Origin of the sequence: Candidatus Cyanaurora vandensis (assembly GCF_013285555.1) — a bacterium.
Classification (GTDB): domain Bacteria; phylum Cyanobacteriota; class Cyanobacteriia; order Gloeobacterales; family Anthocerotibacteraceae; genus Cyanaurora; species Cyanaurora vandensis.
In genome coordinates this window covers 1-4,814 of sequence record NZ_JAAXLT010000188.1, presented here as the reverse complement: position 1 = coordinate 4,814, position 4,814 = coordinate 1, and the positions used below count along the sequence as shown (strand labels likewise).

Annotated in this window: 3 protein-coding genes and 1 pseudogene; 3 read left to right on the top strand and 1 reads right to left on the bottom strand. The window is 57.9% G+C overall.

Annotation, left to right across the window (positions count from 1 at the left end):
* Window positions 1–386: 386 nt before the first annotated feature.
* Entirely contained in the window at window positions 387–1,475 is a 1,089-nt protein-coding gene (aroB, locus tag HFM78_RS13375) for a 3-dehydroquinate synthase (RefSeq protein ID WP_287129946.1), read from the top strand.
* Between the two features lie 88 nt (window positions 1,476–1,563).
* Here the strand turns inward: aroB and HFM78_RS13370 are convergent, their stop codons facing one another.
* A complete protein-coding gene (locus HFM78_RS13370; RefSeq protein ID WP_287129945.1) occupies window positions 1,564–1,917 on the bottom strand; it encodes a YkgJ family cysteine cluster protein in 354 nt (117 codons plus the stop codon).
* 270 nt (window positions 1,918–2,187) lie between these two features.
* On the opposite strand from HFM78_RS13370, the gene HFM78_RS13365 reads away from it, so the two are divergent.
* Both HFM78_RS13365 and HFM78_RS13360 read left to right on the top strand, forming a co-directional pair.
* Window positions 2,188–4,566: a DNA topoisomerase (ATP-hydrolyzing) subunit A gene (locus HFM78_RS13365; RefSeq protein WP_287129944.1), complete on the top strand. Its 2,379-nt coding sequence runs from the start codon at window positions 2,188–2,190 to the stop codon at window positions 4,564–4,566.
* Window positions 4,563–4,814: pseudogene (locus HFM78_RS13360) on the top strand (hypothetical protein); the annotation flags it as partial. The gene HFM78_RS13365 and the pseudogene HFM78_RS13360, both read left to right, overlap by 4 nt.

The following is a 4,814-nucleotide window of genomic DNA, read 5'->3' as shown; positions in this document are numbered from 1 at the left end:
GGGGGTTGGGGGCGGCTGTTGAAGCTGGGTCACAAATAGAGGAAAGCCCTACGCAAGCTACGACAGGCGTAATTTGCTTCGCTATATGAACTTTTATAACGATATTCAACACTTCTGTAACCGTAGTTGATGCATTGGACTCATGGGTAGAGAGGTTTTTTGTTTGATATTTTGAGTTCAGTCCCCAAATTTTGGTTCACTCCTGCGCTAACACATTCTTTTTTATCCCGTAGCTTCAGCAAGTGGCGACTTGAACCGAGATGGCAAGCTGGACTTAGGGGTCGCCAACGCCGGTTTTCAGCCCAACCTCGAAGTCCTCTTCAACACCACAAGCGAGCCGTAGGGGTTCTTACGCCACAATTAAATCTACTACTTGAGTTTTACCTGTGCCCACGATTGCTGTTGCCCTGCCCAACCATCCCTATCAAGTCCAGATTGAGCTTGGAGCCTTGGCCCAGCTAGGACAACACCTTAAACTCCTGGTGCAGGGGCGGACGCTCCTGGTCGTGAGCCACCCCCAGATTTATAAACGCTATGGAACTCCCCTCACCACTACCCTGACCCAGGCGGGCTTTACTATCGCCACTTGCCTCATCCCCGCCGGAGAACGCTACAAAACGCCCACTACCCTCCACAAAATCTACGACCACTGCCACCAAGCCCGATTGGACCGCACCTGTGGACTCGTCGCTCTGGGGGGCGGGGTGGTAGGCGACCTGACGGGGTTTGCAGCGGCGACCTGGATGCGCGGAGTCCCGGTGGTCCAAGTTCCTACTTCTTTACTCGCCATGGTGGACGCAGCAATCGGTGGTAAAACCGGACTGAACACGCCCCACGGCAAAAATTTAATCGGGGCCTTCCATCAACCCGCGCTAGTGGTGGTAGACCCCCAAGTCCTCGTGAGCCTGCCCCCCCGCGAGTGGCGGTCAGGGTTGGCGGAAGTGATTAAGTACGGGGTGATCTGGGACCATGCCCTGTTTGAATTGCTTGAACAACAGCCCGACTTGACCCAGCGACGACTCCCCACTACTGTCCTCCTGGCGCTATTGACCCGCTCCTGTCAAGCCAAAGCCGCAGTCGTGGTGAAGGACGAACGAGAGGGAGGACTGCGGGCTGTGCTGAATTACGGGCATACCGTGGGCCATGCCATTGAGACCGCCACCGCCTATCGGATCTATACCCACGGGGAGGCCGTCAGCCTAGGGATGGTGGCAGCGGGGGCCTTAGCGGTCCATCTCGGTCTGTGGGACCCCCAGACTTTGCAACGCCAGAACGCCTTGATTGCCCACGCCGGACTACCCACCCGACTCCCCAAACTCGATCCAACGCACCTCGTGACCCTGATGCAGGGCGACAAAAAAAACCACGCTGGAGAACTCCGGTTCGTCTTACCCACCGCCCTAGGCCAAGCCCTCCCCGCTACCACTGTCTCTCCGTCCGTGGTGGAACAAGTCCTTCAGGGTTTAATGACCTAATTGTTCACCAGCCGACTCTCCTCTTCTGCCTTTTCGCCTTGGTCCCCCGCTTGCCTGTGCCCGTCAGGGTACGGGGCAGAGGGGCCTCTTAGCCCTTGGGGAACTGGCGGACTAGCGCACGCGCTTCTTTGGGGGTGAGGGCAGGGTTGGCGAGGATGTGTTCAGTGCAGCAGTGGATGGCCCAGTCGTCTAAATCTTGGGGGTCTTCGCCGTAGAGTTCAACCAGTACTTCGGTAGAGACCCGGCAAAATAGGGGGCGGGTCTCATAAATCGTGCAGGTACGGGTAGTTTTATCAAAATTTTTGCACCAGCCATCGGCGGCAACTAGCTCTAGATACTGCTGGCGCAGATGGGGAGGTAGAAATTCAGCCAAGTAGGGGCGTTCGGCGGGGGCGAGATAGCAACAGGCACCGCAGTTCTTGAGACAGTGCCAAGTGGACAATTAACCGACTTCGCAGGAAACTTTCACTTCAGTTGTCTCAGCCGGGAGGACGCGCCCGCCGAAAAAGTAGTCTTTCAGTTCTTGGACATCGATCGCTTCAGTGGTTTCCATGATGTTCCTGATTTACTAAACTTATTAAAAGATACACAAAACTTTAGATTGTGACAAGAGTCTGAAGAGTTTGGCGGGGAATTTTTTGTTTTCTCCATCCCGTGGGTTGGTGTGGGGGGGGACACGGGCTATATATTAGATGACCCATGGCAGAGACCGATGCTTCCAACCCCAGGCCAGATTGTCCCCACTTCCCTCCAAGGCGAGATGCAACGCTCCTACTTGGCCTATGCCATGAGTGTGATTGTGGGGCGGGCTTTGCCGGATGTGCGCGATGGTCTCAAGCCCGTCCATCGGCGGATTTTGTTTGCGATGCATGAGTTGGGACTCAGCCCAGACCGTCCCTTTCGTAAATGTGCCCGTGTGGTCGGGGATGTCTTGGGGAAGTACCATCCCCACGGTGATACGGCGGTTTACGATGCCCTAGTGCGGTTGGCTCAAGACTTTGCCTCGCGCTATCCACTAATTGAAGGCCATGGTAATTTTGGTTCCTTGGACAATGACCCCCCAGCGGCAATGCGCTACACCGAGAGCCGCTTGAGCCCGGTAGCGACCGAGGGGTTATTGCAGGAGGTGGGTGAGCCGAGTGTGGACTTCCAGGATAATTTCGATGGTTCGAGTCAGGAGCCGGAGGTTTTACCCGCCCGTCTGCCCTTTTTATTACTCAATGGGGCCAATGGCATCGCGGTCGGGATGGCGACCAATATTCCGCCCCACAATCTCGGGGAACTGGTGGATGGGCTGGTGGCCCTGATTGAGGACCCGGACTTGACCTTAGAACAGTTACTCAACCACATTCCGGGGCCGGATTTCCCGACCGGGGGCGAGGTGGTAGGGGCGGAATCGATCCGGGATGCCTACCGGACGGGGCGCGGTTCGGTGACGATGCGCGGTCTGATTGAATTGGAGACCCTGCCCGAACGCCGCACCAAGCAGGCTTTGGTCATCCGCAGTCTGCCCTATCAGGTGAGTATCGAGGCCCTGACGGTCAAGATTGCAGAACTGGTCAATGAGGAACGCATTCTTGGGATCAGCGACCTCCGCAACGAGTCCAACCGCACCGGGGTCCGTATTGTCGTCGAACTCAAGCGCGATGCTAATCCAGACCAAATCCGCAACCTGCTCTACCGCCACACGCCCTTGCAGGAAAACTTCGGGATCATCCAACTCGCCATCGTCAATGGTCAGCCCCAACTTTTACCCCTCAAGAGCCTACTCCAGCACTTCCTCGACTTCCGGTTGGTCACGTTGACCCGTCGCTTTGAGCATGAGCGGACCCAGGCGGAGCAGCGGATTCACCTGCTAGAGGGTTCGCAACGGGTTTTGGCTGACTTACCCCGTGCCGTGGCCCTACTCCTGGAAGCTGAGGATGGTCCCCGTGCCTTGATTGCCCTCCGCGAAACCTTCGGGCTCTCCGCCGAGCAGGGCGAACATATCCTGCAAATGCCCCTGCGTCGTCTGACCCGCCTGGACCGCCGTCACCTAGAAGAAGAATTGACCCGCTGGCAAAAACAGAGCCAGGAACTCACCACCCTGCTCGCTGACCGCAAAAAACTCCTCAGTTACCTCAAAAAAGAACTCCTCGCCCTCAAGAAAAAGTTCGCCGATCCCCGCCGCACCCTCCTCCACCAAGCCCTACCCGCTGCACCCCAGGCCGTAGACCTCATCAGCGATAGTCCCTGGCTCATCCAATACAACCAGCGCGGCTACGTGCGCCGGACAGCCCCTACCCGCAAGGCTCCGCCCCCCGATACCGTGCAAATTTTGACCGGGCGTTCCTTCACGGACCTGTTGGCCCTCACCCAGACCGGACGGGCCTACCGACTGAAATTCCACGCCATCCCGGAGAAAGTGCGGGGCACGCCCTTGAATACCCTCCTCAATACCCCGGACCCAATTTTGACCACGCTGGCCCTGGAGGAATACCGAGCGGACCAGATGTTACTCCTGCTCTCGGCCCAGGGTCGGCTCAAAAAAGTTGCCCTAGCGGAGCTCGCGAACCTGACGGGCCGGGGGTTGACGGTGATGCGGTTAGCTCCTGAGGATAGCTTGGTGGCAGCGGTGTTGGCGGATGCGGCCCAGGTATTACTTGCGACCCGGAGTGGACGGCTTTTTCGGTTTGCCAACGACAATATTCAGATTCCGGCTGGGGGGCTCACCAGTGGCGGGGTCCAGGCGACCCAGTTGAGTAAAACCGATGGCATGCTGGGCTTAGTACCCGTGGTTCCCACCGATGAAGTGGTCCTCGTCACCCAGACCGGACGGGCTAAACGGCTCTTAGTGAAAGAAGTCCGCGAAACCGCCCGTGCCAGCACCGTGATGGGCACGATGGGCTTCAAGTTCAGTCCTGGTGACCAGTTAGCGGGGTTCATGCGGGTCCAGACGGGCCGGGAATATTTGGCTTTGACCAGTAGTGAACGGCTCTTGACGGCTCCAGCTATCACACGGGAAACCCGGACGGGAGCGGGGCAGACCGTTTTCGCCCTCAATCTTGACGAGCGGGTGACGGGACTTTTGACCCTACCGGAGTTGGGGTGAGTTTTTTGTTGGTCTTCCTGGCGTTGGCGGTCCTCTGGTCGCCTTGGGTCCTGGTCTGGCGGTGGCGCAAGGGGGCCTGGGGACCAATTTCTTTTCGTGAAAAACTCTGGGGAGTGGCGAGTCTGTATCTGCTAGTCCCGCCCGTGCTATGGGGATTTGGACAGGTGACGGGGCAACCCTGGGTCGGGCTGGATGGGCGGTGGGACCTGTTGGGGCTGGGGTTGTTGTTGGGGCTAGCAGGGTTGATG

Bases quoted from the DNA above. Each gene is read 5' to 3' on its own strand.
- HFM78_RS13365 (WP_287129944.1), top strand. From the start codon at position 2,188: ATGCTTCCAACCCCAGGCCAGATTGTCCCCACTTCCCTCCAAGGCGAG.